The following is a 4,611-nucleotide window of genomic DNA, read 5'->3' as shown; positions in this document are numbered from 1 at the left end:
AAGAAGATATTGAGGCAAAAGGTTTTACTATTGCACAGGAAAGAACCGAGCAGGCCCATCAGGTAAAGTGGTGCAAGATGAACGGGGCGGAAGTCCTGGAAAAAGCTGACTGGGCAGGTAAGTACATTCCAATTATTCCGGTTCTCGGTGATGAAATCGTAGTTGAAGGGAAGAAATATTATTTGTCTCTGGCAAGGGGGGCGAAGGGCCCGCAAGAGATGTACAATTACCATTCGACAGCGGCCACCGAAACTATTGCCCTTGCTCCGAAAAGTCCTTTCATGGTTGACCATCGCCAAATTAAGGGATTTGAGAACGAGTGGGAAGAAGCCAACACTACCAACAGAATGTATATCAGGTATAATGCGATTGCGGGACTGGAGAAACCCCAACGAGAGAGGCAGACAGAAGTTCCTTCAGCTATTATGGCGATGATGCAGCAAGCAGCGTTTGATATAGAGGATCATCTTGGGCGTTATGAAGCGACAAAGGGGCAAAAATCCAATGAAAGAAGCGGTAAAGCTATACTGGCACGAATAGCACAGGCAGATAAGGGGACATATACGTTTGTTGACAACCTTACAAGGGCGATAGTGTATGCCGGCAGACAAATCATTGACTTAATCCCCAAGATTTACGATACACAAAGAGCGCTAACGATAATGGGCGAGGATGGGGAACAGAGCATAGTTCAGGTAAATGTTCCAGAGCTTGACGGTATGGGTAATGCAGGATTAGCGAATGATCTTTCAGTTGGAAAGTATGATTTAATTGCATCAGTTGGAGCGTCATTCGGGTCCAAGAGGCAGGAAACAGTAGCAATGATGCTTGAAAGTATGCAGTATGCGCCCGCTATTGCACACATAATTTCACCGCTTATCTTCAAGTATGCTGACTTTCCGGGGGCACAGGAAATATACGCCGAGATAAAAACACAAGTAGAAAAAATGCAGGAAGGAGAACAAGGTGGAAACAAAAAAGGCCCGAAGTGAGAGGATGAAAGCCTGGCACGCAAAGAAAAGACTTGAAAAAGAGAACCTATTAAAGGAAGCACCAGGGGAAGTTGTAGAGGAAGCTGTAGAGGAAGTTTTGGAAGAAGCCCCACAGGGATTGCCGCAGGAATTGCCTATTGTGCTGTCAGGATTTACGCCTGAAAAGGTTGAAGAAACTAAAGCGGCAAGAGAAAAAGGTTTTGCACAGTGGCAGGAAAAGAAAGAACTTAAAAAAGAAGGCATGGAATGGCCATTACCGAAACTTTACAGCACGGTTTTTGTTGCTGATATAAATACGAGACAGAAAACACACAAACTAACGTGGAATCTTGAAGGCAAACAGGAATCCATGATTGTCCGGCAGAACAAATTAGCTAAAGCATCCTTTTTAGTAGCCATTAAGGTGCTAAGGAGCCTTGGATACAGGGAAGATTTGAAACTTAAAGAGGAACTGTCCCCAGCGGGATGGTATTTTAAACTATGACCGAAGAGGAAAAAGAAGAAATAATTGCGATAATTGACAAAATAGAGTATGGTGAGATTGTCATTAAGAAAGAAGCCGGGAAAATTGTGTTTATAAAGGAAACGAAGAGCATTAAACTATCCAAATAATGGAGGTGAATATGAAACTTAAAATAAAGGATTGGAATAAATTATGCTCAGTGCTTATTCCTATTTTACAAGGAGAAACATTAAGAACCGTAGCCAATAAGTTAAATATATCTCCTGAAAGAGTCCGTCAATTAGTAGGTAAAGGGATAAGAGTAATTTTTCTTTTTGCTGATGATAAAAATCTTTCAAAAAAGTTAGACAATAAAGGGTTAAAGGAATATAGACAACATGCTAATGAAATTCTTATCCATTTAAGGAATTTCCCAAAGAATTTTTACAGAGAAATAGGTGACATGCCTGAAGAAGATATTTCAGTAAGACTCTATAATTGTATGAAATATCATGGTTTTAAAAATATAAATGAAATGAAGAAAAAAACAGATAGTGAATTGTTAAGTATGAGAAATGTTGGCGAAAAAACCCTAAGAGAAATTAGAAGAATAGTTCTTTAACAACTAAATAGATAATCGTTATTGAAAAAATTGAGGCGGTTTTCCAGAAATGGATGCCGCTTTTTTTATTAAATCGACTAAGGTCGCAAAAAAGGAGCAAATCATGGAAGAAACAACAGTCGTCGAAGAAGTGGCGCAAGAAGAAACCACAGAAGTTCAAGAAGAAACCACAGAAGTTGCCAGAGAAGAAGAGGTAGTTGAGGAAACAACTGAAAAAGTTATCGAGGAAGATTCTCGCAAACAAACAGCCCAGGAACGAATTAATGAAATTACTCGTGCCCGTAGAGAAGCTGAACGGGAAGCAGAATACTGGAAAAATCTTGCAATCAAGCCGGAACCGGTAAAGGAAACGCCTTCAGGCCGTCCGAAAGTAGGAAATTATGAGACGACCGAAGAATATGAAGATGCTTTAATCGGTTGGCACGATAATAAACGAGTCGCCGCAACAGGAGTAGCGGAACAGCAGAGAAGGCAGACAGATATGCTGAAAACCTTCAATGCAAAAGCCGCAGGGTTACGTAAAGCGCACGGAGACTTTGACGAGATAATCGAATCACCTGTTTTTACTGATATTATGCGAGAAGTAGTTCTTTCCGCTGATACGGGGCCGGAATTAGCATATTATCTTGGTTCAAACAGGGAAGTCGCACAAAGAATCGCACAATTACCACCTGCAATGCAGCCCTATGAAATAGGAAAGTTAGAAACGCAGATAAAGCTGGCGCAGAAAACAAAAACAATAACAGGGGCCCCCGCACCAATAGTTCCGACTGGAAGTATTACCGGCGGCGGTGAGAAAGACCCATCCAAAATGACAACGGCAGAGTGGATGAATTATGAAAAAAACAGAGAAATGGATAAACTAAAAACTAAATTCGGAGGTTAACGCCTCCAATAGGAGGATATAATGCCTAATGCAATAAAAACTTTAAGTTCTGGAGATATAACGAGAAAATCTCTCGCCCTTCTCCACAACAATTTGATCTTCTGTAAGTTGATCAACAGAGAATATGACAACAGATTTGCAAGATCAGGTGCCAAGAATGGTGGAACCCTTTTAATCAGGGAACCGAATCAATTTACCGTGCGAACAGGTGCGGTAATGGACACTCAGGACATAGACGAGTCCACGCAGACGCTTACATTGGCTACACAGAAAGGCGTGGATGTCAACTTCAGTTCTGCTGAACTCACACTTTCCCTGGATGATTTTTCAGACAGAATCCTGAAACCAGCCATGGCAAGACTGGCAGCGGATATTGACAGCACCGTTCTCACAGGATGCGCTAAATCTGTGTACAACATTGTTTACACGACAATCGGTGCTGCGCCTGACACGGTAGATGTACGTTCAGCAAGGGCGAAGTTAGCCAAAGGGCTTGCCCCGACCAACGATAGGGCAATGGTAATGGAATCCCTCAGTATGAATGCGGTAGCCGTGGATGTACCGGCATGGTTTCAGCCTGGATCAGAAATTGCGAAGGCATACGATACAGGTTTGATGGGACGTTTCGGCGGATTTAATTTCTACGAGACGGAAATGATTCCGACCATTATCAATGGGTCAAGAACCGATGCGACCCCGATTTGCAATACTACCGAAGCCTCGGGTATTACGAGCGGGACAGCAACCGTAACGACAACTGGAGCAGCGGGGACAGTAGCGGTTGGTGATATTTTCACGATTGCTGGCGTTTATGCAGTCAATCCTGAAACAAAGGCAGTATATGAGCATCTTCAGCAGTTCGTTATTACTGCGGCGCATACCAACGATGCATCGGATGTATGGGCAGTAAGTCCTACACCTATTTCCTCGGGTGCGAAGCAGAACATTTCGGTAGTTTCTGCCGGTGCAAGTAAGGCGGTTGTTTTTGTCGCGGCTGGTGGTTCTGGAGAAGCTTCTACGGGATATGCAACTAATCTGGGATTCCAGAAAGGTGCATTTACAATGGTAACGGCTGACCTTGAAATGCCTAAAGGTGTTGATTTCGCCGCAAGAGAAGTCTATGACGGTATCTCACTGAGAATTGTCAGGAATTATGACATCGTTAACGACAAATTTCCTTGCCGAATTGATGTCCTCTTTGGCTACAAAGCCATAAGGCCAGAATGGGCGGTTCGACTCCCAGGGTGATAAGTAACTGATATCGTTGGGCTTTTAGCTTTTAGCCTAGCGTTTAGCCAGAGCTTTTGGCAAATGTTCAGAAACATCGGTCTTGGAAACATGTAAAACAGGAGGTTTTAAAATGACTATCGAAATTTTGGGAACAGGACAACCAGATGGAACTGCTGTAGTGAAAGCTACTACAGAAAAAATCCATCTTTACGGTGGTACGGCAGTTTCACAGGCGGCTACAATATCTGATTTTGCATCGGTTACTGTTGCAGATACAGCTTTATCTACAACCAATACAGCTATTAACGCAATGGTAACGAAGTTGAATATCCTGTTAAACGATTTGTCTAACATTGGAGTACACGCTTCGGAGTAACCTTTAAGATGGGGTGGCTTTGGCTGCCCCACCACAAAGGGGTTGGTATGAAGAAGGTTTTTT

The 4,611-nt window shown here is 42.8% G+C and carries 7 protein-coding genes; 6 read left to right on the top strand and 1 reads right to left on the bottom strand.

What is annotated here, in order from left to right:
* The 6 genes from Q7J27_02035 to Q7J27_02010 all read left to right on the top strand — a co-directional run.
* The coding region (locus Q7J27_02035) for a portal protein (GenBank protein ID MDO9527919.1) at nt 1-992 on the top strand (992 nt) is incomplete at its 5' end.
* On the top strand, nt 967-1,476 hold the full coding sequence (locus Q7J27_02030) for a hypothetical protein (protein ID MDO9527918.1): 510 nt from the start codon (nt 967-969) through the stop codon (nt 1,474-1,476). The genes Q7J27_02035 and Q7J27_02030, both read left to right, overlap by 26 nt.
* Nucleotides 1,473-1,604 (top strand): hypothetical protein, encoded by a 132-nt coding sequence (locus Q7J27_02025; protein ID MDO9527917.1) that lies wholly within the window; start codon nt 1,473-1,475, stop codon nt 1,602-1,604. The genes Q7J27_02030 and Q7J27_02025 overlap by 4 nt, the downstream gene beginning before the upstream one ends.
* Nucleotides 1,605-1,615: 11 nt before the next feature.
* The gene (locus tag Q7J27_02020; protein ID MDO9527916.1) at nt 1,616-2,056 is read left to right on the top strand and encodes a DNA-directed RNA polymerase subunit alpha C-terminal domain-containing protein; all 441 of its coding nucleotides are present in this window, start codon (nt 1,616-1,618) and stop codon (nt 2,054-2,056) included.
* Nucleotides 2,057-2,159: 103 nt separating this feature from the next.
* Complete coding sequence (locus tag Q7J27_02015; GenBank protein MDO9527915.1) at nt 2,160-2,942, top strand: hypothetical protein; 783 nt, start codon at nt 2,160-2,162, stop codon at nt 2,940-2,942.
* Between the two features lie 21 nt (nt 2,943-2,963).
* Nucleotides 2,964-4,190 (top strand): P22 phage major capsid protein family protein, encoded by a 1,227-nt coding sequence (locus tag Q7J27_02010; GenBank protein ID MDO9527914.1) that lies wholly within the window; start codon nt 2,964-2,966, stop codon nt 4,188-4,190.
* 189 nt (nt 4,191-4,379) lie between these two features.
* On the opposite strand, the gene Q7J27_02005 is transcribed toward Q7J27_02010, so the two are convergent.
* A partial coding sequence (locus tag Q7J27_02005) for a hypothetical protein (protein ID MDO9527913.1) occupies nt 4,380-4,611 on the bottom strand: 232 nt, incomplete at its 5' end.

Source organism: Syntrophales bacterium, from assembly GCA_030655775.1.
Classification (GTDB): Bacteria; Desulfobacterota; Syntrophia; order Syntrophales; family JADFWA01; genus JAUSPI01.
The sequence above is the reverse complement of the archived record's forward strand: the minus strand, read 5'-3'. Positions and strand labels throughout refer to the sequence as shown.

What these genes read in the sequence shown, in the direction of transcription:
- Q7J27_02015 (MDO9527915.1), top strand. Translation starts at nt 2,160, where the DNA reads ATGGAAGAAACAACAGTCGTCGAAGAAGTGGCGCAAGAAGAAACCACA.
- Q7J27_02020 (MDO9527916.1), top strand. Translation starts at nt 1,616, where the DNA reads ATGAAACTTAAAATAAAGGATTGGAATAAATTATGCTCAGTGCTTATT.
- Q7J27_02025 (MDO9527917.1), top strand. Translation starts at nt 1,473, where the DNA reads ATGACCGAAGAGGAAAAAGAAGAAATAATTGCGATAATTGACAAAATA.
- Q7J27_02010 (MDO9527914.1), top strand. Translation starts at nt 2,964, where the DNA reads ATGCCTAATGCAATAAAAACTTTAAGTTCTGGAGATATAACGAGAAAA.